The organism is Pseudomonas syringae group sp. J254-4, assembly GCF_032586855.1.
In the GTDB taxonomy this organism is placed as follows: Bacteria; Pseudomonadota; Gammaproteobacteria; order Pseudomonadales; family Pseudomonadaceae; genus Aquipseudomonas; species Aquipseudomonas amygdali.
Genome location: NZ_JAWHOO010000011.1, coordinates 160970 through 184896 on the forward strand (window position 1 = coordinate 160970; position 23927 = coordinate 184896).

Annotated in this window: 20 protein-coding genes and 1 pseudogene; 7 read left to right on the top strand and 14 right to left on the bottom strand. The window is 53.5% G+C overall.

All coding sequences use genetic code 11. The annotated features are described in order from the left end of the window. Nucleotides 1-218 precede the first annotated feature (218 nt). Both RYB09_RS15300 and RYB09_RS27265 read left to right on the top strand, forming a co-directional pair. A complete protein-coding gene (locus RYB09_RS15300; RefSeq protein WP_044325036.1) occupies nucleotides 219-599 on the top strand; it encodes a hypothetical protein in 381 nt (126 codons plus the stop codon). A gap of 115 nt (nucleotides 600-714) precedes the next feature. Then, the gene (locus RYB09_RS27265) at nucleotides 715-852 is read left to right on the top strand and encodes a DUF4113 domain-containing protein (protein WP_410478311.1); all 138 of its coding nucleotides are present in this window, start codon (nucleotides 715-717) and stop codon (nucleotides 850-852) included. A gap of 61 nt (nucleotides 853-913) precedes the next feature. On the opposite strand, the gene RYB09_RS15305 is transcribed toward RYB09_RS27265, so the two are convergent. Next, complete coding sequence (locus RYB09_RS15305; protein ID WP_080396419.1) at nucleotides 914-1615, bottom strand: ATP-binding protein; 702 nt, start codon at nucleotides 1613-1615, stop codon at nucleotides 914-916. Nucleotides 1616-2262: 647 nt separating this feature from the next. Here RYB09_RS15305 and RYB09_RS15310 point away from each other — a divergent pair. Then, a complete protein-coding gene (locus tag RYB09_RS15310) occupies nucleotides 2263-2841 on the top strand; it encodes an ATP phosphoribosyltransferase regulatory subunit (RefSeq protein WP_316889187.1) in 579 nt (192 codons plus the stop codon). A gap of 58 nt (nucleotides 2842-2899) precedes the next feature. Here the strand turns inward: RYB09_RS15310 and RYB09_RS15315 are convergent, their stop codons facing one another. Next, a complete protein-coding gene (locus RYB09_RS15315; RefSeq protein ID WP_316889200.1) occupies nucleotides 2900-3799 on the bottom strand; it encodes a LysR family transcriptional regulator in 900 nt (299 codons plus the stop codon). 181 nt (nucleotides 3800-3980) lie between these two features. Between RYB09_RS15315 and RYB09_RS15320 the strand changes: the two genes are divergently transcribed. Together RYB09_RS15320 and RYB09_RS15325 are read left to right on the top strand one after the other, a co-directional pair. Then, nucleotides 3981-4997 carry a zinc-dependent alcohol dehydrogenase family protein gene (locus RYB09_RS15320; RefSeq protein WP_122258453.1) on the top strand — a complete coding sequence of 339 codons (1017 nt, stop codon included), beginning with the start codon at nucleotides 3981-3983 and terminating at the stop codon, nucleotides 4995-4997. A 123-nt stretch (nucleotides 4998-5120) separates the two neighbouring features. After that, nucleotides 5121-5579 (top strand): metallophosphoesterase family protein, encoded by a 459-nt coding sequence (locus tag RYB09_RS15325; protein ID WP_122258454.1) that lies wholly within the window; start codon nucleotides 5121-5123, stop codon nucleotides 5577-5579. A 43-nt stretch (nucleotides 5580-5622) separates the two neighbouring features. On the opposite strand, the gene tssM is transcribed toward RYB09_RS15325, so the two are convergent. From tssM to tssA, 12 genes and pseudogenes are all read right to left on the bottom strand, one after another. Beyond that, nucleotides 5623-9126, bottom strand: a complete 3504-nt coding sequence (gene tssM / locus RYB09_RS15330; protein WP_122258455.1) for a type VI secretion system membrane subunit TssM — start codon at nucleotides 9124-9126, stop codon at nucleotides 5623-5625. Nucleotides 9127-9139: 13 nt separating this feature from the next. After that, a complete protein-coding gene (gene icmH, locus RYB09_RS15335) occupies nucleotides 9140-10003 on the bottom strand; it encodes a type IVB secretion system protein IcmH/DotU (protein ID WP_219171456.1) in 864 nt (287 codons plus the stop codon). A gap of 8 nt (nucleotides 10004-10011) precedes the next feature. Continuing rightward, complete coding sequence (gene tssK / locus RYB09_RS15340) at nucleotides 10012-11343, bottom strand: type VI secretion system baseplate subunit TssK (protein ID WP_122258457.1); 1332 nt, start codon at nucleotides 11341-11343, stop codon at nucleotides 10012-10014. Next, on the bottom strand, nucleotides 11340-11840 hold the full coding sequence (tssJ, locus tag RYB09_RS15345; RefSeq protein WP_122258458.1) for a type VI secretion system lipoprotein TssJ: 501 nt from the start codon (nucleotides 11838-11840) through the stop codon (nucleotides 11340-11342). Before tssJ ends, tssK begins: the two co-directional genes overlap by 4 nt. Nucleotides 11841-12161: 321 nt before the next feature. Continuing rightward, nucleotides 12162-13103 (bottom strand): annotated as a pseudogene (locus RYB09_RS15350) (sigma-54 interaction domain-containing protein); the annotation flags it as partial. A gap of 1 nt (nucleotide 13104) precedes the next feature. Then, nucleotides 13105-15699, bottom strand: coding sequence for a type VI secretion system ATPase TssH (gene tssH, locus RYB09_RS15355; protein WP_122258461.1), 2595 nt, complete (start codon nucleotides 15697-15699; stop codon nucleotides 13105-13107). Further along, a complete protein-coding gene (tssG, locus tag RYB09_RS15360) occupies nucleotides 15696-16715 on the bottom strand; it encodes a type VI secretion system baseplate subunit TssG (RefSeq protein WP_058401383.1) in 1020 nt (339 codons plus the stop codon). The genes tssH and tssG overlap by 4 nt, the downstream gene beginning before the upstream one ends. Beyond that, complete coding sequence (tssF, locus tag RYB09_RS15365) at nucleotides 16679-18466, bottom strand: type VI secretion system baseplate subunit TssF (protein ID WP_058401382.1); 1788 nt, start codon at nucleotides 18464-18466, stop codon at nucleotides 16679-16681. Before tssF ends, tssG begins: the two co-directional genes overlap by 37 nt. A 92-nt stretch (nucleotides 18467-18558) precedes the next feature. Then, nucleotides 18559-18966: a type VI secretion system baseplate subunit TssE gene (tssE, locus tag RYB09_RS15370; RefSeq protein ID WP_058401381.1), complete on the bottom strand. Its 408-nt coding sequence runs from the start codon at nucleotides 18964-18966 to the stop codon at nucleotides 18559-18561. 8 nt (nucleotides 18967-18974) lie between these two features. Then, nucleotides 18975-20450 carry a type VI secretion system contractile sheath large subunit gene (tssC, locus tag RYB09_RS15375; protein ID WP_058401380.1) on the bottom strand — a complete coding sequence of 492 codons (1476 nt, stop codon included), beginning with the start codon at nucleotides 20448-20450 and terminating at the stop codon, nucleotides 18975-18977. A 28-nt stretch (nucleotides 20451-20478) separates the two neighbouring features. Next, nucleotides 20479-20979 carry a type VI secretion system contractile sheath small subunit gene (tssB, locus tag RYB09_RS15380; RefSeq protein ID WP_058401379.1) on the bottom strand — a complete coding sequence of 167 codons (501 nt, stop codon included), beginning with the start codon at nucleotides 20977-20979 and terminating at the stop codon, nucleotides 20479-20481. Nucleotides 20980-21010: 31 nt separating this feature from the next. Next, nucleotides 21011-22561 carry a type VI secretion system protein TssA gene (gene tssA, locus RYB09_RS15385; protein WP_058401378.1) on the bottom strand — a complete coding sequence of 517 codons (1551 nt, stop codon included), beginning with the start codon at nucleotides 22559-22561 and terminating at the stop codon, nucleotides 21011-21013. Nucleotides 22562-23160: 599 nt separating this feature from the next. Here tssA and RYB09_RS15390 point away from each other — a divergent pair. Together RYB09_RS15390 and RYB09_RS15395 are read left to right on the top strand one after the other, a co-directional pair. Then, a complete protein-coding gene (locus RYB09_RS15390; protein WP_058401377.1) occupies nucleotides 23161-23679 on the top strand; it encodes an Hcp family type VI secretion system effector in 519 nt (172 codons plus the stop codon). A gap of 68 nt (nucleotides 23680-23747) precedes the next feature. Then, nucleotides 23748-23927, top strand: a 180-nt coding sequence (locus tag RYB09_RS15395; protein WP_316889196.1) for a hypothetical protein, incomplete at its 3' end; no start/stop codon positions are given.

Consider the following 23927-nt stretch of genomic DNA (forward strand, 5'->3'; position numbering starts at 1 on the left):
TTGAGATGAGCTAGTGATGCTTGACCGTGAGCGTCGCTTTGCTAAATTGAGTAAAGAACAGGGTCGGGGGAGCTCAGGATTCCAGCAAAAAATGATATCGGGACGTTTTTTCTACGGAGTCGAATAAAACTGTTTGTGGCTCGTCTACTGTCTGATCGCTTGCTGTTTCCAATAGCAGGTGAGTCTTCTAAAAATTAAAAAAACCAAAGGAAATACGTATGTTCAAAAAGATGATTCTCACCGTCGCTGTTGCCGCCTGCTGCATGTCGGGTTTGGCGTTCGCCGATGCGCCAGTCAAGGTTGCTGAAACGGATAAGGGAAAAGTACTCGTAGATGCGAAAGGAATGACTCTTTATACCTTCGGTAAGGACACCTCGGGCAAGTCGGTCTGCAATGGGCCATGCGCTGCAAACTGGCCACCTTTACCGGTATCCGCAGATGCGAAAGCGGGTCATGATTACTCTGTCGTCACTCGAGACGATGGCACAAAACAATGGGCATACAAAGGCATGCCCCTTTACAGCTGGGTCAAAGATACCAAGCCAGGGGATACAACCGGTGACGGCGTCAACCAAGTCTGGCACGTTGCCAAGCCGTAACGTCAAATAATTAATAGGCTGGCTTGCGCCACTGGCTTTGTCAGTGGCGCAAACCAGAAGAGTATACACCTGATATTTTCGCCAACCTACAGCCGCCGCGTCTCATAAAGCCCTGATGGATCAGGTCAACGTAAAATGGGGCCGAGGCACCGTACACGCTGGACATATTCCCGTAACTCCAGACTGGGGTATGAAGCATCCAGGGGCTAAGCCCCATCTACACAACCCGTCTGGATCATCTCTGGGCTGTTAAATTCCAATAGGGGCTAGCAGCGAGGCTGGGATTTATTACGGTTTCAACCCACAGATCTGATTCAGGTAGGATGATCCAGGGAACATAGTAAAAAGCTTAATTCCGTTAGGAATAAATTACTTAAAAAACAGCTGATTGCGTTGTATTTGACCACCTGTTTGCATTCAACTTGACCAATTGCATTCGTATTGCCCACCTGGGTAAGCGTCGGATGCTCATACGACCGTTTGCGACTTTTGATCCTTCGCGTTGATTCGCCTTTCAGTTCGATGATGTGGGACTTGTGAGCGATACGGTCAAGCATTGCATCGGCAATCGCGAGGTCAGAGAACAGGTCATACCATTTTCCCAAAGGGTACTGACTTGCGATCAACAATGAACCGTTCTGTGACTGCTGGTCGATAACGTCCAGGAGGAACGGGCCTAGCTGGGCGCCAATGCCACCGATGCCCAAATCATCTATGATTGATAACTCTGCGCGGATAAATTGCCGACGTAGTTTGGGCATGGTGTGGTCAGCGTAATAAAGTGAAATCTCTTCAAAAAGCTTCGTGGCAGTGCGATACAGCGTCGCTCGCACAAGGCGGCGGGCTTCGTTTCTGAGTGCGTAAGCGAGCCAAGTCATGACCGTATTTCGGTCTATGCCCCGAGACGCCTTGAATTCAATGCTGTCTATTGTGGCTTCATTCTCACGACGCCGCGCGTTCTTTAGCAAACGCCCAACCTTTCTGCTCTCACGCTCGCTATTTTCGACATCCATCATCAAACCGAGCCATGTATCGAATGGTTCTTTCAGCAGCGCCGGCGTTTCAAGCTGACGCTCTTAGGGTGCGGCTCACCTAGCGGCTTGTCCTGCGGTTTACGCGGTCTGGCGGGGTAAATTTGAAATCCGTAGTACTCAGAAACTCGGCGTAGGCACGATTTAGGGTCACCACATCTCTCGTGTTTTTCGTCACTGCTGACTTCAAATTATCAGGCACAACGAACCGTGGAACCCCGTCGAAGAAACATCAGGGCCAGAACGTTGCATCTGAGCCAGTCTGGGATAGTTTGACTGCTCACGGCGGTGGCAAAAATGTATCCCGAGGCACCACCCCTGAAGCTACTGCTTGAGCGATAGCTGAAAGCATGCAAGGATCAGCCATGAATCAATTTTCTCAAAGCAACCGACATCACCCTCACGGCCCCACCTCAGGTGCCGCGGTTGCTTGTGCTCATCGATTGGCCAGACATGGATCCACGTTCTGACCCATCAGTGAAACAGACCAAGGCGCCCACGGCGCCTTTTTTTTTTGCCTGTCTATTACCTACCTGCCTGCAAACCAAATACCTGGAAAACAACGGAGATCACCATCATGACCATGCTACGCGGAACCCGCATCGTGACCGGAACAGAAGCCGCAACCCTGCGTGAAACAGAAAGCCGTTTCCGGAGCTATCTTCACCGAAGCGGGCGCTGAGGAAGCGATAGTCCCCGCGTTATGGGGTCAGGACACTTTTATCGAAAAAGCAGGCGGCAGCGAGATTATCAGCCAGATGTGGGCGTTCAACGACAAGGCCGGACGCGCCTGTTGCCTGATCCCGGAAGCAACGGCCCTGTTTCAGGAGCGCAGTGAAGCTCTGCTCAACGGGCGACGCGAAGCAGTGTTTTTCTATGTCGCACGTTGTTATCGCTACGAGCGACCGCAGGCCGGACGCTACCGTGAGTTCACCCAGTTGGGACTGGAAATTCTCGGCCCGTCACCGCAGCAAGCCTTGCAACGCAGCCAAGCCATCTGCACCGGTTTTCTGGATTCGCTGGGCCTGGACTATGAACTCAATACCGCCGTCAAACGCGGCCTGAGTTACTACCTGAACGGCAACGGCTTCGAGGTACGCTGCTCACGCCTGGGTGCACAGCAACAGGTGGTCGGCGGCGGAGCCTATAGGGAAGGTGCCGGGTTTGGCATCGGGCTGGAGCGGCTGGTGTTGGCGCTTGAGCGTAATTAATCCCGCTTGGCCAGGAGCGCCTTTGCAAGGAGGCGCTTCTCTACTCTGCTACACGTATTTAGCGAACTTCAAACCAACGAGGATGAAGTTTCGGAAAATGCTCTTTCAGCCAGGTGACGAATGCCTGCACCTGCGGCGCAAGGTGTGTACGGCTCGGGTACAGCACAGAAACCGGGCGCGGCAACGGGCGAAACGCTTCAAGCACTTCGACCAGCTCCCCGCTGGCCAGATACGACTCAACGGTAATGCCCGGAGCCTGAAGAATACCGAACCCTGCAAGGCCGCACTGCACATAAGCGTTGGACTCGTTGACAGTAATGCCACCACGCGGCGGAACAGGAAAGTCGTCGCCATTCAACGAGAAATGCCAGGGTAACGGCCGGTTGCTCTGACCAGACAGAAAGCTGACACCGCAATGACCTGCCAGCTCGTCCAGCGTTTCCGGCGTGCCGAAGGCTTGCAGGTAGGACGGCGCGGCGCAGGTGACCATCGTGGCCTTGCCAATTTCCCGGACCACCAGACTTGAATCGGGCAGCTCCCCGATGCGCAGCGCGCAGTCGATACCCTCTGCGACCAGGTCCACCGTGCGGTCCGTTACTCCCAGTGCCAGCTCGATGTCGGGGAATGCCTGGGTAAAGCCTTTCAGGCTCTCCATGAAACTACGCTGGCTGAATGCCGCCGGGATATCAATCCGAAGCCGCCCCCTCAGGGTCGAGCCGTTTCGGTCGAACATGGAAGTAGTTTCGGCAAGATCAGCCAGATTGTTCTTCACGCGCTCGTAAAAACGCTGACCTTCCGCAGTGAGTTTTACGCTGCGGGTCGTACGTTGAAACAGCCGGACATCCAGCGACGCTTCAAGATCCTGAATGATCCGGGTCACATGGGGACGCCCTATCTGCGTGGCCTCCGCCACTTTAGTAAAACTGCCCAGCTCGGCAAGTTTCGCGAACACCTGCATTGACTGTAAAAGGTCCACCGACGAATCCCCCGGAACATATACCGAGCCATTGTTGCCTGACAGGATAACAATCCTGTCGATTTGCGCCCATTTATCTGCACCAGCGTTTTACCAACAATGACTTCAGCGCCCACAAGGCAATCGCCTCTGTGAGCCCACACATGATTGCTGGAGACATTGAATGAAAGCGTGGCTGTTAAAAGACTTCGGGCTCGACAATCTGGTGCTCGGAGAAGCTGAAACGCCGGTTCCCAAAGCAGGTGAACTGCTAGTGAAAGTCGGTGCGGTATCCCTCAACTTTCGCGACAAGGCCATCGTCGACGGTATCTACGAACCGCATCGCGTACCCAAGCCATTGATTCCGGTCAGCGATGCAGCCGGTACTGTCGTGGCGGTAGGCGAAGGCGTCAGTCGCTTTGCAGTAGGTGATCGCGTGAACTCGCACCTCTACTCGCGCTGGATCGACGGCCCGCCAGGCCCGGACGAACCGGATTACTGCTTCGGCTCGCCTTTGCCGGGCGGCCTGGCTGAATACATGATCATCCATGAAGACAGTGCCGTACGTGCACCGGATGCCATGTCAGATGAAGAAGCCGCCACATTGCCGATTGCCGCATTGACGGCCTGGTACGCACTGGTTGACTTCGGTCAGATCGAAGCCGGGCAAACTGTCCTTGTACAGGGCTCAGGCGGCGTATCGATCTTCGCTGTGCAGATCGCGACAGCCCTGGGTGCCAAGGTCATCGCGACTTCCAGCAAGGACGATAATCTGCAAGCGGTGAAGAAGCTGGGCGCTGTCGCCGGAGTGAACTATCGAACCCATCCCGAGTGGGCAGACGAAGTAGTGAAGCTCACCGACGGCAAGGGTGTGGACCTGTTACTGGACGTAGCCGGTGGCGACGGCATCAATCAGTCAATTGCGGCCACCAAAGCGGGCGGGCGCATCGCGCAGATCGGTTTTCTGACCGGCCAGACTTCGGCGCTGAACCTGATGCCGATGATTTTCCGCCAGACTACCTTTCGCGGTATCGCCGTAGCACCTCGCTCGTCGTTTGACCGGATGAACGCCTTTCTTAACGAGCACAAGATTCGTCCGGTAATCGATCACGCTTACCCGTTTGAGCAAGCTCGCGAGGCATATGAGCATTTGGCCAGAGGCGCGTTTGGCAAGGTGGTGATCAAGGTTGGTCAGGCCTGACAAGGTATTGAGGTTGCGACGCGCGGGTACTTCCTGAGCGTCGCAGGCCACAGTCCCCCATCAACCATTCGAACTCAAAGGGTTACACTGCCTCCCTACCCCGCTCCTGACCCGAGGCCCCTGATGAAAGTTGGCGTGATTTCCGACACCCACGGACTGCTTCGTCCTGAAGCCATTACGGCGCTTGAGGGCTGCGAAGCCATCATCCATGCCGGTGACATTGGCAGCCAGGACATCGTCGACCAACTCAGCGCCATCGCCCCGCTGCACATCGTGCGCGGCAACAACGACGTGAACGCCGAGTGGGCAAAAAACATCGCCGATCACCTGCGCTTCGACATCGAAGGCTGGCAAACCCTGCTGGTCCACGACATCGCTGACGTTCCGGCGCTGCTGGATGAAAGCGTGAAGCTGGTCGTTACCGGCCACTCACATAAACCCCTTATCGATTGGCGCGGCGACACGCTGTATCTGAACCCGGGCAGCGCCGGGCGGCGGCGTTTCAAGTTGCCGGTGACGCTGGCGCTGCTTGAGATGGGCGCGAATTCGATGGAGCCTGAGCTGGTGCAATTGGTTGACTGACAGGTCAGATCGGCGTCGAGTGCGAGTTCGCTTTCGGATGTCATCAAAGCTGAGCAGGCATACGAAAATCACGTAATACACTCATATCGAACGGATTGGGCGCACGCTGGCTCGACAACAGATAGTTCGCACGCATGCCACCGACATCGGCCTTGAGCACAAGAACATCACGGCCCTTCAGGGGCTCGGTCTGCATCAGGTCAAAGAGGCGGAACAATGACCATGGGCCGCTATTCTTTTCGATGCCCAGCGGCCGGCCGACCATGCCTTCCATCACCAGACTTGTACGTCCATCCTCAGTATCAGCGGGCCACCTGAATAGCATCGGTACGATGGGGCCGTGACGATACTCAAGTGACTGATCACCCAAGCGGAACTCGGCGCGGCGTACAGCAGGGTCGAGGGTGTGAGGTTCAAGAGTGAATTGCACCTGCGGTTCCTGCGTTCGGTGAGCAAAGAAGCTACTGCGGATTTTATAAACACCCGCCATCTGATCCAGATAGGCACGACTCATCGGCAGACTGTGGCCGTCAATCGTGCGCAGTCGATAACGGCCAGGATCGCCACTGACGAAGGGCTTCAGGTAGCTATCGAAGAAGCGCTCGGCTATGCCCTGCGCGCCGAAGAACTCGCGAAAATCATTAAGCGCCACATCACTGCTGCTGTGCGCATGGAACGGATAGCGTTTGGCGAGAGACTGTTCATAGAAACTGTAAAGCTCTGCCTTGTAGCGTTGGTTGAGGTAATGGTGAGACTGATACAGCACAAAGCTCCAGGTATCCTCAGCCAACGCGTTCAACCAGCCGCCCAGAGGCTGGGGTAACACAGTCGCGGCATTGCGCAGATTGCTCAAGGCGTCTCGCTGCCCGGACATTCGTCCCTTTGCCACCTCGTAGGCCGCCAGTTCAGGCTGACCGGAGCGAGCCAATGCGGCCATTTGCATCTGCAATTCATTGATGGCGTTCAATGCTGTAATCAGATCGGCGGCAGGACCATTTTCGGCATCCAGCAAGCGGTGCAAAGGATCGAAGCGACGCTGCAATGATTGCTTCGCCGTTGTGGGCAGGCTATCGGTCACCGTCTGCTGCAACGTATCGCCAATCGCGGCAACCTGGGTGAGCGCCACAGGGCCCGGTGCAATCTTTTCAGCCTCGGTTTTCATAGCACCGAGACTGTCTGCAAGGACCGGGAAAAGTGTGTTGTCACGCACCTCGACAAGCAACTGCAGCAAAGGCGAATGCGCTGCCGTCAGCCCGGCCAGTTGCACGGCAGCCTGGCTGGCTCCTTCAAAGGGCTGCAGCGAAACCCGACCGATCGCTTCGGCCCAATGATCGGCATAATCACGAAAGTACAATTTTTCCAGTTCGACCATCAATGCTCGCAACTGATGTGCGTTGTACTGTTCACTTTCACCCAGGACCCAGTTGTCACGCATGATTTCAGTTACCACGGCTGTACCACGGGTAACGAAATACTGCTCGTAGCCCTGGCGTGTATAGAGCCCGGGAATCCGATAGTCAGTACCAGCCAAATGCTTTGCCTGAGGGCCGGTGTGGTGGCCAAGGCTGTAGTCCGGAAGTACACGCGCTTTTTCACGCAATACCCGATAAACCACGTTGGCGAAGGATTCGTTACGCAGCACCTGCCGAGCCTGCGCCACTAATGCGTCGTTTAGCGGATAGGCAAAAGACTGTTCGAGCAAACGCCCAAAATGCTGATTCAACTCGTCCTGAGCCTGTGCATGCCCGACATAACGAATTGACCAGTCGGTCGCCACCCGCTCCTTCAGCGCAGAAGGTATCCGGTGTTCACGCTGAACCAGCATCAGATAGGCGCGCAAGTTGTCCAGTAACTGCTCGCGATCCTGCAGGCTGGCCATTATGCGGGCTTCAAACATCCGCGCCACTCGAGGCAGCAACTGACCCTGCAACTGGGCATGATAAGCGCGCAAAAGCACATCATTTGCAGGCTCGCCCTGATAAAGACCGTTGCGCTCATACAGAGTGACATCACTGCGGTCCGGAAAGACTTGAGCGGCCTGATAAAGGGTGTTCAGGCTATCAAGGACTGTCAGTAGATCATCCTCGGCGGTGAGCGATGAACGTTGTTGCGCCCACTGCTCACCCAGAATACGAAGCCGTTCCAGCCGGTCGTGGTTAGCACTGAAACCGGTCGCCCATAGCACACCAAACCCAGACAAAAACAATAGCGCAGCGCAATACACTGCCCTCTGACGCCAAAGAATCTTTCCGCGTGCTTCCTTGTTGAGCACAGCGAGATCGGACTCAGGGAAAATCACATGTCGCAACAGATCGTGAATGAACCGTGCTTTTCCAGGTTGTGGAACCTGTAATCCGGTACCACCCTCCCCATCAGCTCTTTGAGAGCTCTGAGCAAGTTGCGGCGCACGGGTCAGATAGAACCCACGAAGGTGACTGGCGCGCTGATAGCGATTTCCGGAGAACGCGAGTTCGACAAAAACACCCAGTCTGTGTGCGATACCTCCAAGCAAGTTGGGGAATTCAAGCATTTTGCCGCGGCGCTGGCTGTCTCGTTCCTGATGAATGCGGGTAATGACCTGGCTGCCAAGCCGTTGCAGCAACGTTTCAAACTCCTGAATGAGAACACCGCTATCAGTGCCACTCTGACCGTTTTGAAATGTGCCCCCAAGGACCTGCTCACTTTCCTCGCGGGACAGTTGATCAAAAAAATCATCGAAACCTGCTATCGAATCGGCCTTGGTCAGTATCAGATAAACCGGTACATCAACATGCAGCTGCTGAAAAACTTCGTCCAGGCGCGCGCGCACATCTTCAGCCGTTTTCTCCAGACGCTTGTCACGCTCGTCAACCAAAATGTCCACTGGCAATGTCACCAGCACACCGCTGAGCGGCTGTACGCGGTGACGGCCCCGTAACAACCCCAGAAGGGTCATCCAGGCGCTGCCGTCGACCTCGGGTACAGGCTGGTCAAGATAGCGGCCCGATGTATCCAGCAAAATAGCCTGCTCGGTAAAATACCAGCCACAACTGCTGGTGCTGCTCGTGTCGTGCGTCAGTTTGCGCCCGACCCTGTCGAGGGGAAAGTCGAGTCCGGAAAAATCCAGCAGGCTGGTCTTGCCGCTGCCCTGCGGGCCGATCAGTGCATACCAGGGCAGCTCGACTCGACCCCGGGCACCCAATTCGCCATACAGCGCAGAATCCTTGAGCACGCGCAGGGCATCCTTGAAACGACTGACAAGTTCCAGGTGCTCTTTTTCAACGGCGACAGACTTACGCAGAAGTTCTTGACCTGCATGACTGCCTTGCGCTTGTTTTTTCTGCAAACCAACGCGCCAGTTGTTGAAGACAATCCCGAGCCCCCAAACCAGAAACAACACACTGATCGATACGAGACGCGCAATGGGGCTCTCCCAAAACCTGTTATCCGCCACCGCCAGCAGTGGCCCGAATATCCAGATACAGACAGCCAGCACAAGCACCAACAGCAGCGACCAGGCCCAGGTACTGCACAGCAGCGCGATGAATTTTTTGAGCAGGGTTTTCATTGCATTTCTCATTTCAAGATCGGAGCTCAAGCGCTGCCAGATATGCTGACTGATAGGATTTGAGTACGACCTCACGCTGCTCGCCGAGTACCCAGGTAAATCCGCAATACAGCACAGCCAGGCTGATAACGGTGAACAGCACGACCAGCCATACCGGTACGACACGCAGCCGTTCAGAAGCCCTGGATGGTGCGCCCTGCCAGCGAGGTGAAAGCGTTCGGGACACGTCGCCTCTCACATGCCTTATCTGCCGATAAAGGCTGTCGCGGATGTCTTCCAGTTCATGGCCATTAAGGCGGTGCGAGCGGTATTTCCCCTCGAACCCGAGCGCCAGACACAGGTACATCAGCTCGAGCATGGGCAGATGCTTGAACGGATTGGCAGAAAGCTTTTCGAGGAGTTGAAAGAATTTTTCGCCGCCAAATGTCTCCTTGTGAAAACGGCTCAGCAGACTGATCTTCGACCAGTCACTCTTGCTGCCCCAGGGCGTGTTCAACACAGCTTCATCCACGACCGTACACAGCACATAGCGCGCAGCCAACAGCTGATCATTTTCTATAGCGTTTCGCCGGCCCACGGCCTCGAACAGCTTGATCTGGTCCGACAGCTGTACGTTCAGCAGTGCAATATCGCCAAAGCCTTCGGCTGCAGACAGCCTGGACACCTGAGCCAGCAGTTCGCTCGCGGCAGCAACCAGTGGATTGACATGGATACTGACCCGCTTTTCGGATACCTGCCGGGGGTTGTTGATCAACCGTTCCTGCAGACCTTCGAAAAGATTCGCATCGTGGGGACTCGTGAACATGTCATCACCCGGCCAGACATTGTCCCGGCCATAGGTAACGGCATGGTCTTCGCGACTGCTTTGCATATCCATCACCCTGCTCAATTTCTGATCGCCCAGAACTGCAACTCAAGCCCCGGAAATTCACCTGATACATGGAAAGCAAATCCCCCTGACTTATTAATTCCGCTTTGGTCCCGGTCATCGATATCGAGAATGAAATAGGCTTTTGCAGCGTGAAACGGTATTTGCCGCGGAGCCACAGGCAGCGGCCTGAGCCGCATACCCGGCAAGTGCAGACTCACCAGTTCGCGAATACTTTCCACAGAGCCTACTTTGAGGTGCGAAGGCAGTCGCCCACGCAGCTCTTCGGTATCGCAATCAGCACGAGCGGCAATGACAAATGAGGCATCCCCCAGCAACTCACGATCCACCCGAGGCGATACCAGAACGCCGTACTGTCTGGGCTGCAACTCAAGCTCCTGCGCGTGCTGCTCGATAACCATCGACAGCATTTGTCGAATGGCAAACATTAAACGTTTGAACGTTGCGCCCTGATCACTGTGCTGATAGCTGCCCTCCAGTCGAGGACGTCTGCTTTCATCGCCGAACGTCGACAACTCGCCAAAAAGAGACAATAGCGCCCGATACAGTTCTTCGGGGTGCACCTGCCGGGTATCGAGATAGTGTTGAAGTACCAACGCATTGCGGTTGATCAGTTGCAACATCATGAAATCGCCCGTCTCTGCACCACGCGCCTGGCCGTATGTACCGATGCGCTCGGCGATGATGTCGCCTCGATGCTGCAGCAGACCTACAACCTCCTTGAGGCACGACATCAAGTAGCGTGAACCACTGGCGCTGATGAAAGCCGGTGAAAAACCGGTGTCCAGCGTTATTGCCTTGTCAGGGCTGCAGATAAGAATATGACCCAACTTGAGCAGGGTGTAGGCGTGCTCTCCCCGAGGCTCTCCCACTAACAGACGAAATTCCGGGCGCGCGCAAAACACCGAAGTGGAACAGTCTGCTCCGGCGTTCGAATCCAGGACATCCGTTGCGTAGGCTGTAAAGCGTGCGATCACTTCCGCCTGTTCATGGCTGCGTGCCTCAATGCAATTGCCCGCCATTGTCGGCAGCGCTATGTACACCGGCATGTTTGAAGTGTTTGCAGGAATATCCAGCGCCAATGGACTGTTACGGTCGCGTATGTCGAACACGCTACCGTCCGGCAGGATGCCCGAGGCCTGAGCAAGTACGATCTGTCCCGAGCCCAAAAAGTGCGGATCAATTTCAAGGGCTGTGAACCCCCAGTTGTAGGTGCCCGCCAACTGAGTGCGAACCCGCAATTGATGGTCGTAGTAACGATCGTTATGTTGAAAGTGCTGCGGCCGCAGCAACATGCCTTCCTGCCAGATAACCTTGTGCGCGTTCATGTCGGATTTCCTGTGCCTGTCTGGCTATCTGCCCGTTGAAGGCCGGATTCACCCAGTACGAAAACGGCTCGATTCTGCTGTTCGGGGTGAACCTTGATCACGTGACGCCATTGGGTTTCCGGCAAATTTCGATAGGCAGCCAGTACACCGATGTAACGACTGCCTTGATCCAGTTTCAGCTTCAGTTCAATACTCTCGCCTGGACGAAGTTCAAACTCTTCGCTTGCAATCAGGTCTTGCCCGAGTGCCTGAGCAGTCCGTTGGTAAAGCGAAAAGAAATCCATATTCTCGAAGGTCACCGGACGCCTGAGTTCCAGGACCTTGAGAACAATCGGCGAGGGCCTGCCATTGACATCAGGGTTAAGCTGATTGTCTGCATTCAGTCGAATATCCATACGGGTTTGCGTTGAGTACGGTGAGAGAGCTGAACAACCGTTGAGCATGAGTAACAGCAGTAACAACAGTGACCGTTTGACTCGGCTAACGTGAAGACTCATTGAATTCAGCCCTGTAAATCCTGATGGAGGCAGCGATACAACCGAACGGCGGCTCATAACAGCTCACGCCCATAGAATGCGCTGACACGGGGGTGGGCAATGTCCAGGAGCCCCACACTCGATTCGGCTGCTACTTCGTTTCGGCTGGTGGGTTCTGGGCTGCCCAAAGCCCGGTATTGATCATCGCTGAACTTGAAATGGCCAGTGCACCCTCCAAGGCAAATCATCGCAGCGAGCATAAAAGGCGCAGAGCGCCGACAATGAACGTTCATTGGAAAAAGGTCCCAGATAATGAGTTAGGCAATCGTGGTGATTCAGCAGTTAATCAGGCCGTCCGTGAGCAGCACCGATCTTCAAATGCGCCAGGCGATAAAGCAGCGTGCGTCGTGACACCCCGAGAGTGCGTGCTGCACGACTCCGGTTGCCGTTACAATCGCGCAAACACTCAAGCAGTACGTCGCGTTCGAACTGTTCGATGCGCTCACGTAGCGAAAGGCAAGTCGGATTGCTTATCGGGTTGGCGGGGATGGGAAAGTGTTCCGGTTTCAACTCACCGTCTTCGCATAACAACACTGCCCGCTCGACGAACCCCTTCAACTGTCGAACGTTGCCCGGAAAGGCGTATCCCGATAAAGCAGTCACGGCAGCCCGCGACCATTGCAACGGATCTCGTTGTGAGTGCTGACATGCCTTATCGGAAAAATGCCGGGCCAATATTTCTATATCACCCACGCGTTGACGTAACGGAGGAAGCTCAATGGGAAACTGTGCCAGACGGTAGTAAAGGTCTTCACGAAAACGCCCTTCTGCAATGAGCGTTGGCAAATCGCGATGAGTAGCGGCAATGATTCGCACATCGACCTTGCGAACCTTGTTGGCGCCCAGCGGCCGAATCTCTCCTTCCTGTAACACTCGCAGTAGCTTTGCTTGCAGCAGCATCGGCATATCGCCAATTTCGTCGAGTAGAAGCGTGCCGCCATGAGCAACATCGAACAAGCCAGGTCGATCACGATCAGCGCCGGTAAACGCCCCTTTGCAATAGCCAAACAGCTCGCTTTCCAGAAGAGCTTCGGGAAACGCAGCGCAATTCTGTACAACAAATGCGTTGGAACGGCGAGGTCCGTACTCGTGGATAGCACGAGACACGACCTCCTTGCCCGTTCCGGTCTCGCCAGTAAGCAATACAGTGCAGGTGCTGTCGAGAATCTTGCCCAGAAGATGGGTTGTTCGGCCCAGGGCAGCGCTACGTCCTGTAAGCCCATAGTTATTCGAATTCACAGACAACTCCGCCTGAGCTGTCCAGCGTCGCATGAACTCTGCGCAAGGCTTTACCGCTGCTCATGGCGCTGAGCAAACGGTCCGCTATCAACGGGGTCAGGGAGGACTCGAGTAACTGATCGATCAGTCGGGTGCCGCTGTGGCTTTGTGTGCAATGCTCCAGTAGATGACAAACCAGACTCTGCGAGTAGCTGAAGGTGAGGCCACGGAATTCAAGTCTCTCTCCAAGGCGACTCAGCTTTAGTTCGACCAGTTCACGAAGCGCTACACCCGTGATGGGGTAGTAAGGCACAACGCGCATTCTGGCCAGCAATGCCGGTTTGAAATGTGCGCTGAGTACTGGCTCTAGGTGAATCGCCAGCTGTTTGGCATCAGGGCGTGTGCTCTCGTGGCAGTTGGCATGGATCACCTCGGCGCCGAGGTTGGAGGTCATCAGAATGAGTGTGTTGCGAAAATTGATTTCCCGACCCTCTCCGTCGTTGGCTACGCCTTTATCGAAGATCTGATAGAACAGATTCAGTACATCCGGGTCCGCCTTCTCCACCTCATCAAGCAGAATCACCGAGTAAGGCTTCTGTCGAACAGCGTCAGTCAACATGCCTCCCTCGCCATAACCGACGTAGCCCGGCGGTGCGCCGATCAAACGGGAAACGGTATGTTTTTCCTGAAACTCGGACATGTTGATCGTCGTGAGAAAACGCTCGCCGCCATACAGCAGGTCAGCCAGAACAATAGCTGTTTCGGTCTTGCCGACGCCGCTGGGCCCTACCAGAAGAAACACTCCGGTTGGGGCACCGGGTGTATTCAAACCGGCAGCCGATGCCCTCACCGATTTCTCGATGGTCTGCATCGCCTGCTCCTGGCCCCTGATGCGCAAACGTAGTTCTGAAGAGAAACGGTCAATCCGTTCACTGTGTTCCTGAGCCAATCGCGACACCGGAATTCCAGTCCAGGCACTCACCACTTCTGCGATCAGTCTGGGGCACACTTCAAAGCTCACCAGACGCTCATTCACTTGCGTATCGATCAGGGCCTGTCGGACCTCAGTCAACTCGGACTCCAGCGCCTGCGTGTATTGAGAGTCGCTACCCTCGCCTGCCTGCTGTACTTTTCGGTCGGCCAGTTGACTGCGCAGGTCAATGAGCCGCTTGACGGCTGCGAGTTGATCAACCCACCTGCGCTCAAGCGCATCCGCGTCGCTCTGCATTAGTGACAGGTCAGAAACCAGCGTATTCAGCAAGCTTTCATCAACCGACAACCCGGCATTGGCATCACGCTGTATTGCCTCGAAATGCCTTCGTTGCCGAGCAAGTTCACCTCGCAGATGCTCAAGACGTTCAGGCACGGCAACCAGACCGATTCGCACACGAGCACACGCTGTATCGAGCAGGTCAACTGCCTTATCCGGCAACTGACGCCCGGAAAGGTAGCGGGCCGAAAGCCGGGCAGCGGCAACCACAGCGTCATCGCGCAGATAGACGCCATGACTGCGTTCATATAACGGCGCGAGCCCACGCAGAATGGTGATGGCCTGCTCCACCGTGGGTTCCATTACGCGGACCGGTTGGAAGCGACGTGCAAGCGCCGGATCCTTTTCGAAATATTGTCTGTATTCGGCCCACGTTGTCGCTGCAATGGTACGCAGCTCCCCGCGTGCCAGCGCAGGCTTCAACAGGTTGGCCGCATCCGACCCTCCGGCCTGAACACCGGCCCCGATGAGCGTGTGGGCTTCATCAATGAACAGAATGACAGGCCTGAGTGAAGACTGGACTTCCTCAATGACACCCTTCAAACGACGCTCGAACTCACCCTTGATACTGGCGCCCGCCTGGAGCAACCCCATATCCAGAGACAGTAGCTCGACATTCTTCAACAGATCAGGCACTTCACCATGAACGATCCGCAGCGCCAGTCCCTCGACAACTGCGGTTTTGCCGACACCCGCCTCGCCCACCACAATCGGATTGTTCTTGCGTCGACGAGCCAGTATGTCGACCATCTGGCGCAAGCAGTCATCACGACATAGTACGGGATCCAGCAAACCCTCTCGGGCCTGCTGCGTCAGGTTATGAGTGAAACGTGCAAGTAGCGATTCACTTTGATTCAGGGCTGGCTTTGCTACGTCCGGTGATTGCTGGGCAAGGGCGTAATCGCGAAAGCGTTCAATGTTGATCCTGCCCAATAACGGCTGGTATGGACGGTCCGCATAGCGCGAAGGATTGCGCAGCAAGGCAAGAATCAACGCAGCCTGGTCAATGAGGCTTTCGCCCAAATCCAGATTGGAAATCAACAGTGCGTCTTGAAGCCACTGAACAAGCTCGGCAGAGAATACCGGGTTACGGATTGCACTTTGCTCGATCGGCTGGCGAAGGAAGCCTGCAAATTCGTCAGCTGCAACATCGGCCTCCAGCAGCGCACGCGCAAGCATTCCATCAGGCCGTTCCAGCAGGGCAACCAGCAGATCCTCAACCGAAATTTTACTACTGCCTCTGGAAACACAACGTTCGGCGGCCCCCTCAAGCTCGCTGCGTGTAGGGCCATCAAGGGCTCTGACGAGCTGCTGCAGGTCTACATCGATCATGAATAGTCCTTATTAGTCGGTCTGTTGAACGTCACAAGCCCTTGGGCATGCTCGCGCCCGAGCCAACTGGTCCAACCCAGGTGGCAGGTGTTCGATTGGCCAATGCGCAGATCCCTGATATCCGAATTAAGAAGCTCGAGACAAACGTCGTAATCCAGTGGATCGCGCAACGTGAACCGCACAAGTGCGCCCAACGGTTGGTAGCTCCGGCCGGCGGGTAGAAATTCGTGGAAGCGCTCCCAATCAAGCTGTTTTATATGAATGCGAAACTTGCCACTCCGATCTGGAACACGAACACCCAGCACCATATTCCGCCCTGGCTCGTTGTTGGCTTTGCCAAGGCAATTGAGCTCAGCACGACTGATCTCAACCGTTCGCTCGACACATTGTTCGATGAACATCCGGGCATGCTTGAAGTAGTAACGAAGCACCGACTCGATCAACGCGGCAGAATGAGCACGCAGACTCAAGAGCCCCAGATAGGGCAACAGCCGCTTCCAGTTCAACTCGGTTGTTTCTCGAATGCGCGCGCCATGTAAACCGATCAATGCAAAGAGATGTTCGGAAAAAGGATCGGTTGCGCCACTGGCAAACACCGCGTGATAGCGGTACTTGCGCCAGACAGGCAACATCAGTTTTTGCAGGCGATGATTAAAAATATCCAGGAAATCCCGAGTGGCATTAGGCTTGTCCCGTTCCCCCAACGCCTGCTCGGCATAGAAAGCCGGCAGCGGTGAACCGGACCCGACCAGGCTCATCACGTTGAGGTACAACCGGACATACAGATCAGTGTGCTCATGAAAAAAATCCAGACGTTCTATGTCGCTACAGGGAAATCCAAGACTGGGATTTGCCCTTAATTCAAGAAAAGCATGCAGTTGCTCATCATCAGCATCCGGGTGAACTTCACGTAAAACCCCGAGGATCAAAGGTATCGCCTGATACACGGAATATTCCCGTATATGCTGGCTGAGCGTAGTCAGAGCAGCGGCTGCTGCCCCATGCGTGGCGTCCATTCGTAACCACCTCCCTGAGCGGTTTTTACATGCAGTTCATGGAAAGAATTCAAACTGGCATAAAGCGCAAAGAATTCGTTTAGGACTGACGCAAACAGAAACAGACTGGCTTCGTCTGCAAGCGCGCCAGGGGCAATGAGCAGCTCGGTTTTAATGCCTCGCACCGGCCGGCCATCATGCAAGCGATCAACGTGCTGGTGACGTATCGATTTCAGCCCACTTAACAAATGCTGACTGACCTTCTCCGCTTGCTTGTCGTAATAACGCGGCAAGTCGTAGGTCTCGATAATGACCTTTAAAGCTTCGATACTTGCCAGAGACAGATAATTCAGCGACATGTTACTAATGACGCGCCATAGAAAGTCACGTCCAATCGGCGGCGCATAGCTTTTAGTTGCTGGTGTAATATTTCTGAACCGCAGGAAGTCTGGAGTGCCTTCGCACGGCTTGCATATCCCGCCGGCCCTGATCTGCTGTGGAAGATTATGGTTGGTGCAGGTCAATCCAATCGAGATCGTTTCGTTGTCTCGGTCGCCACGCGTATCGAAACTCAGGTAAGTATCCAGCCCTCCATGCGCTACGGAGTCACGATGACGCACGCTGTAATAAGGGGCGTTGCTCTGCACATCGACGGCCGGATCATGTTCGAAGGACTCAAAGGGCACATAGTTCTGATATCCCCTGCCTCCTGGCTGCCATCCGGTGACGCTATCAACCGAGTAAACCCCGCACTTGCCATGACCGCAGTGCGCAGGAATCAGCAGATACTCATCCTGTCGTGCGTCGGCCAAAATGGGGAGTGCATCCTGTTTGAACAAGTTGACCACGGGTGTGCAATATAATTTTATATGTTCAACCTTCGGCCGAAGGTGCAGCATATCCTCGCCATGCATTTCAAAGATTAGCTGAAAGCCACGAGCAACTTTCAATAGATCTTCACCCACTGATGTGATGATCTGAAGACCGCCAATATCAGAAAAAAGGAATTTTTCCGGAAAGCAAAAGTACTCTTGCAGGTAGCGATAACCGCGAAAAGTGTTCAGCGGATAAGGGATCAATGACTCATCTTCCGCAAAACCCACTGGCCGTACTTGATCTGCAGAAATGCTCAGTTCATGTGATTTGCCATCCCCATTCAGAAGCGGCTTGCCCTGTTCATCCAACAGTAATAACTTAACGCTTTTCAGTTTGCGCATGAGGCCAAGATACAGCGCTTGGCTAATAGCGCGATCGCCTGCAAAGTGCAGGCGTAGCTTATTCAGCTCCAGCGCCCCCAGGTGCCCGTCACCTGTCATCTCCAGAGACAACGTCAATGTCGCCGCCTCCGCGCTGGCCGAGTAGGAAACATGCGCCAACTTCAGTGGAAGAATGTCGGTTGGAAAACAGGTACGAAATTGACAGACCTGCCCCTTCACGGGCTCACTTTCTACCGGGGTATCGCGCTCGACCCTTATGCCAGGCCCTACAGCCATCAACGGATCGAATTGCAACATGCTCACTGCCGGCATCGGTCGCATATAATTAGGCCATAACAACTGCATAAGCGAATGAGTCAACTCAGGCAGATCATCATCGAGTTTTTGACGCAAACGACCCGTCAGGAAAGCAAACCCTTCAAGCAACCGTTCCACGTCAGGATCCTGACCTGCCTGCCCCAAAAAAGAAGCCAATGCCGGATTGCGATCAGAAAACTGCCGGCCCGACTGACGCAGGGCCATCAGTTCCTCTTGATAGTAATGGTTAAATGACAATGTTCACCCGCCGGATCTTGTTTTATGAATGAATAACGGAGTTTAGGTAAAGAAACAGAAAGCAACTGATTCGCGAGAATAACTTGGCATACTCAACTCACCCTCACCTTCCCGAATTCGCTGACAGTTGCGGAAAACCGAACAGCCTTTTTAATGCCGTCAGCTTTTAAAGTTGCGTCAATAAAAAATTGCAGTGTCAGCCTATTTTCCGAGTGCCCTTCAGACATAACGTAAACCTCTGACAAGCGTGGCTCATAGAGCCTGACAGCTTTCTCGATTGCCACTCGGGACTGCCTCAATATATCGTGAGCGCTCATGCTCATGTCATTCAAGTCAGGCAAGCCATAATCAGGTAGCATTTTCACGCTTCCTGCACGAGCGCCAAGCATGTTCGACAAATGTGTCGCTATCGATGCCGTTAACTGTTCTTCCTCAGAAAAGCCTGGCGGCTGTAACCTCACTTCGGCAAGGCGTTCAAAAAGACTACCGAGGCCTCTCATGGCATTACCTATTCCTTTTCCATTTTCCCGACCAGCGACAGAGTAAAATCAGCACCCATATATTTGAAATGAGGACGGATATTCAAACTGACACGGTACCAGCCAGGATCACCTTCAACGTCGCTAACAATAATTTGCGCTGAGCGTAACGGGCGTCTTCCTCGCACTTCCGCGCTCGGGTTTTCCTGATCTGCAATGTACTGGCGAATCCATTTATTAAGTTGACTCTCCAGATCCGCTCGCTCTTTCCAGGACCCGATCTGCTCTCGCTGCAACACCTTGAGGTAGTGCGCGAGGCGGTTGACAATCATCATGTAGGGCAGCTGGGTCCCCAGCCTGTAATTAAGCTCGGCTATTTTGCCTTCCGAATGGTTGCCAAAGAACTTGGGCTTTTGCACCGAACTTGCGGAAAAGAACGCGGCGTTATCGCTTCCTTTGCGCATGGTCAGCGCGATAAACCCCTCTTCTGCGAGTTCATACTCTCGGCGATCAGAGACCAGGACCTCCGTCGGAATCTTTGTCTCGATTTCACCCATGCTGTGGAATCGGTGCAAGGGAAGGTCTTCCACCGCACCACCACTCAGTGGCCCGATGATGTTGGGACACCAACGAAATTTGGCAAAACTGTCTGTCAGCTTCGTCGCAAATGCATAGGCCGTATTTCCCCATAGATAGTGCTCGTGGCTATTAGCAACGTTTTCCTTGTAGGCAAACGTTTTTACCGGGTTTTCCTCTGGCTCGTAAGGACTGCGCAGCAGGAAACGCGGCACGGTCAAGGCAAGATACCGAGCGTCTTCTTGCTGCCGGAAGCTCTGCCATTTGGCGAACTGCGGCCCTTCGAAATGATCGCTCAGATCCTTGAGGTCAGGCAGACCGGTGAACTGCTCAAGCCCGAAAAAATTGGCACCCGCAGCAGCGATGAAAGGTGCATGCGCCATACAGGCAACGCTTGAAACGTATTGCATGGTTTTGACATCAGGGGCGCTTGGCGAGAAGAAATAATTGGCGATGATTGCGCCAACGGGATTACCGCCAAACTGGCCGTACTCAGCGGTATAGACGTGTTTATAGAGGCCCGACTGAACCACTTCAGGTGAATCTTCGAAATCCTCTAGAAGATCCTGTTTGGAAACGCTTAATAACTCGATTTTTATATTTTCACGAAAATCGGTTCGATCAATCAGTAACTGCAACCCACGCCATGAAGCTTCCAACGCCTGAAATTCTACATGATGGATGATCTCGTCCATCTGGCGACTCAGCTTGACGTCAATCTCGGTAATCATCCGATCAACCAGCGCTTTTTTGACAGGCTCGTTGTTATTACGCGGCTTCAGCAACTCTTCAATAAATGCTGCCACCCCTCGTTTGGCAATGCCATAGGCGTCGTCACAAGGCTCTAATCGGGTATGCGCAATAATCTGATCGAGAATTCCATGGTGAAGCTCATTTGCGTCGCGCTGCGGTATGGCTTTTGTGTTCATATATTAATTCCTGACAATAAATCCGACATTACCGTTGCGACGCGACATCCAGGCCAAGCTCATCCAGCACGTTCTTACGCGATGTTTCATCCGTAATGACATGCTCGATGGCCTTGCGAAAAGAAGGCATGTTCCCCAGCGGCCCCTTGAGCGCCATTAGGGCGTTGCGGAGCTCCATCAGCTTTTTAAGCTCCGGAATCTGTTCGACGAGACTGGCAGGGTTGAAGTCTTTCATCGAAGAGACCTTGATGCTGACAGTCAGCTCGTCAGCTCCGCTATCACACTGCAAGCGGTCAGGCACATTCAGTACCAGTTCAAGCTCCTGTTTCGCCAATACATCATCGAAATTATTCTTGTCGATACTGATTGATTTACGCTCTTCAAGCTTTCGCTCGTCCGCGCGTTGTATGAAATCGCCAAGAACCAGCAACTTCAGCGGCAGCTCTATTTCTTCCTGCGCGTCACCAACAGCAGGCTTGAACGTCACGTTAATCCTTTCTTTGGGCGCTACAGAGCCTTCTCTGGCCATTTTATTTCCCCTCAATTCATTCAACTGTACATTAGCTATCAATAAATCGTTCAAGGTCGTAATGACACAGCCTCTGGTAAATTAATTCTTTGCGCGCTGCTGCCTTATCGTTCAGAGCAATTCGCTCATAACAGCTATATAACAAGCGCGATACATCCAGGAAGACCGTGGGTTCCCATACCGGCAAGCGTGCTATTTTAAGTTCTTGATCAAGGTACTCAAGTTGAACCTTCGCCAACTCGTATTTTTTTGCATCTATACAGAGACGTGCGATGCATAGTTTGCAGAAAAATCGCTCTCGCCCACCCTCTACGCCGTTCAAATGATCATTCACCAATCGCACAGCGGCCTTAAGCCCTTTTTTCTGCAAAACAGGCAGGACGTCTTGGTACAACGAACTTTGTTCTGACACGTCATTCTGAATTTCGCTGCTATGTGCGTTACTGACATGGACCTCGGGAAGCAGAATATAAGCGGCGATCCACTGTAACGTCTCCACGTCTGCAAACGGCACACCATCGTGAAAGCGAAGTTCAACAAGGTCTGGAACGCGATTTAAAAGCAAAGCAAATTGAACCTCCACCTCGCGCATTGCCGCTTCGCCACCTAAAGCTTTCAGACAGCTCCAGACCATTCGCTGACCATCAAACCAAAAAGGCGAGCCTGCAAGACTTGCTTCAATATCTACAATAAGGTCTGCGTAAAGACCCTGTTCGAATCGCTCTTGGTAATTACTCAGCTTGTCAGCCGGCAATCTCCTTAACTGCGTTATTTTCTCACTGTTTCTCTCAGGAAGACTGTCCACCGCGTACCAGACCTGCGAACGACCAAGGCGAAAAGCCCGTGGGTCTGTAGTTTTTTGCTTGAGCCACCATCTGCAAAGGCTGCGTACGGTACTCTCTTGCAGACTTAAAGTTCGCTGAGCATCTCTCTCGTTGTCAATGTCGGAGTCACTTGAAAATAACTGAACCGCAGCCTGCTTGACTCGCTCCACCACCTTGACAGGCTCTTTCTCAACCTGCTCAGCGCGCAGAATCATACGGGCGAGCCGTCTTCTCAACGGCAGCAACAACGGGGCATCACTTCCCAGATACAGATTGAATATTTCATCCAATCCATCAAGCTGTCTGAGCAGTTGCTGGAATTCAGGAAGCTGGTGAGTAATGGAAATATCTTCTCCCAGTGCCTTTTCAAGTTTTAGCAAGAGCCATTGCATGCTCGCCGAACGTGTTCGTAACTTTCTGGGATGAAAAAGCAGCCAATGCTCTTTGCACAAATAATGAATCAATCCCAGGCCCGCAGATAACCCAATAACAGACTCGCATTCATATAGAGCCCAGGCCAGCCAGCTGGCGACGCGTAAGTCTTTGGAGTGGTTTGAAAGAATATGTTCACAGCCCTCTCTGATCCGCAGCCAGTCTACGTTCACCTCCCCGAAAATAGCCTGCGCACCGCCCAACTCACGCTCCAGGACTTCAAATGCCGTAGAAAAACGAATGTCTTCGCCTGCGTAATCGCCCGTCGCGACAGGGTGCCGAGCCAGATCCAGATATAGAATGGAGAGCTTGTCTTTACTGGCCACTGCTCACACCCCCACATAGCGTGCACTTCATTGTGAAAAACTTTTCCAGCCACTCATAAAACCAGGCAGACTTTATCGCCATAAAAACCAGCAAGCAAGTAGACACCCGAAAGATATTAAACTTTCGGAAAATTCTTACACCCGAGCAGAGCAAATATGTAGGAAGCAATTAATTTATGTACCAAAATATTTATAGCTTTAATCATCCGTTGACCGGATACGCTGCCACATGCCTGTCAGAACTCACAGATGTATTCGATCTAAAATTCACCGAAAGGGACTACTGAACGGCCAACAACCTTGTCAGGAGAACGTGCGAAAAATGTGACCCTCCACACAGAAAGACCACATATGAAAATATTAATATTTTTAGATAGCCGCTTGGAAAACTGCGCAAAAAAATGATAACGGTGCGCAAAAGCTTGCACAATTTACTTGAAGAAAACTCACTACAAGCGTCTTCTGCATATCCTGTAAATGGCCAAACCAGCTGACATTACTGACTTAAGAGATACCTGGCACGTAACTTGTTATAGCAATGCTTCGATCTCCAAGCCGATTCGCTTGTGAGGCGCCATCGACTGCAAGGAAGGACGTTAATGCCTACACCCGCCTATATGACTGTCATAGACGCCAATCAAAAAACGCTGACAGCAGGAGCTTTCACAGCAGACTCTGTCGGCAACGTCTATCAGGAAGGCCATGAAGATGAAGCGATAATCCAGGCATTCAGCCATAACATTATTACACCCTGTGATACGCAGTCAGGTCAGCCTGCTGGCCAACGCATTCATGGGCCTGCTTGTGTCACAAAAATTTTTGACAAAACCTCGCCATTGCTTCTGGAGGCCCTTTGTTCGGGCTCAACACTGAGCAAAGTCGAAATCAAGTGGTACCGGACGTCTATCGATGGCAAGCAGGAACACTATTACACCACCACCCTTGAGGATGCGGTCATCGTCAACATCAAGTCTTACATGCACAACTGCCAGGATCCAAAGAACTCGCACTTTGGACACCTCGAGGACGTTCAATTCAGCTATCGCAAAATAACCTGGGATCACGTAAAGGCGACTACTACCGGATCTGATGACTGGAGAAGTCCAAAGTCGGCTTAACTCCACTGCCCCGTCAGTCCGACAGGATCGGCGGGGTTTTCATAAACCGGCTAGGCACGGTGGTCCATATGACGCTGAACCCCGCTGATCGACCTTACTTCAGCCTGAGCGTCGACGGCCTTGAGCATGACTTTCAAATCCTTTCATTTACCGGACATGAGGCCATCAACCAGCCCTTCTGCTTTACGCTTGAGCTGGTCAGCGAGCGCATGTCGCTCGACCTTGAAGACCTGCTGAATCGTCCTGCA

Coding starts and splice junctions, on each gene's coding strand:
- RYB09_RS15300 (WP_044325036.1), top strand. CDS start 219: ATGTTCAAAAAGATGATTCTCACCGTCGCTGTTGCCGCCTGCTGCATG.
- RYB09_RS27265 (WP_410478311.1), top strand. CDS start 715: ATGGATCAGGTCAACGTAAAATGGGGCCGAGGCACCGTACACGCTGGA.
- RYB09_RS15305 (WP_080396419.1), bottom strand. CDS start 1,615: ATGATGGATGTCGAAAATAGCGAGCGTGAGAGCAGAAAGGTTGGGCGT.
- RYB09_RS15315 (WP_316889200.1), bottom strand. CDS start 3,799: ATGCAGGTGTTCGCGAAACTTGCCGAGCTGGGCAGTTTTACTAAAGTG.
- RYB09_RS15320 (WP_122258453.1), top strand. CDS start 3,981: ATGAAAGCGTGGCTGTTAAAAGACTTCGGGCTCGACAATCTGGTGCTC.
- RYB09_RS15325 (WP_122258454.1), top strand. CDS start 5,121: ATGAAAGTTGGCGTGATTTCCGACACCCACGGACTGCTTCGTCCTGAA.
- tssM (WP_122258455.1), bottom strand. CDS start 9,126: ATGAAAACCCTGCTCAAAAAATTCATCGCGCTGCTGTGCAGTACCTGG.
- icmH (WP_219171456.1), bottom strand. CDS start 10,003: ATGGATATGCAAAGCAGTCGCGAAGACCATGCCGTTACCTATGGCCGG.
- tssK (WP_122258457.1), bottom strand. CDS start 11,343: ATGAACGCGCACAAGGTTATCTGGCAGGAAGGCATGTTGCTGCGGCCG.
- tssJ (WP_122258458.1), bottom strand. CDS start 11,840: ATGAGTCTTCACGTTAGCCGAGTCAAACGGTCACTGTTGTTACTGCTG.
- tssH (WP_122258461.1), bottom strand. CDS start 15,699: ATGATCGATGTAGACCTGCAGCAGCTCGTCAGAGCCCTTGATGGCCCT.
- tssG (WP_058401383.1), bottom strand. CDS start 16,715: ATGGACGCCACGCATGGGGCAGCAGCCGCTGCTCTGACTACGCTCAGC.
- tssE (WP_058401381.1), bottom strand. CDS start 18,966: ATGAGAGGCCTCGGTAGTCTTTTTGAACGCCTTGCCGAAGTGAGGTTA.
- tssC (WP_058401380.1), bottom strand. CDS start 20,450: ATGAACACAAAAGCCATACCGCAGCGCGACGCAAATGAGCTTCACCAT.
- tssB (WP_058401379.1), bottom strand. CDS start 20,979: ATGGCCAGAGAAGGCTCTGTAGCGCCCAAAGAAAGGATTAACGTGACG.
- RYB09_RS15390 (WP_058401377.1), top strand. CDS start 23,161: ATGCCTACACCCGCCTATATGACTGTCATAGACGCCAATCAAAAAACG.